This is a genomic window from Streptomyces sp. NRRL S-337, from assembly GCF_000720175.1.
Classification (GTDB): domain Bacteria; phylum Actinomycetota; class Actinomycetes; order Streptomycetales; family Streptomycetaceae; genus Streptomyces; species Streptomyces siderophoricus.
Window position 1 is genome coordinate 1 of record NZ_JOIX01000201.1, and the last position, 324, is coordinate 324.

Annotated in this window: 1 pseudogene; it reads left to right on the forward strand. The window is 63.9% G+C overall.

The window, feature by feature from the left end:
• Window positions 1-277 (forward strand): annotated as a pseudogene (locus IG62_RS49410) (YfbM family protein); the annotation flags it as partial.
• Between the last annotated feature and the right edge of the window lie 47 nt (window positions 278-324).

The following is a 324-nucleotide window of genomic DNA, read 5'->3' on the forward strand; positions in this document are numbered from 1 at the left end:
GTCGTCGTCGTTCGGTCAACGAGTCGAACATGCGGTACGGCAAGGGGGGTTGCCTGTCATGGGCGTGAGCGTGTCTTTCATCGCGGCGACGGCGGAGGAGCTGGAGAGGGCGGAGAAGGACCCGGAGTGGGCCGAGGAATTCCTCTCGCCGCCCCATACGACGCAGCTGCCCAGCCGAAGCACTGATCTACCCACCCCGGCAAGAGCCATCAGAAACGGCCTAGTTGTGCTGTCCGGGGACGTTGGTGACAGGCGACACGCCTTTCAGGGCGCTTGAAGAAGGTGAGGGCCTTCTGGCTCGGTGGGGATTGCGACATCTACCGC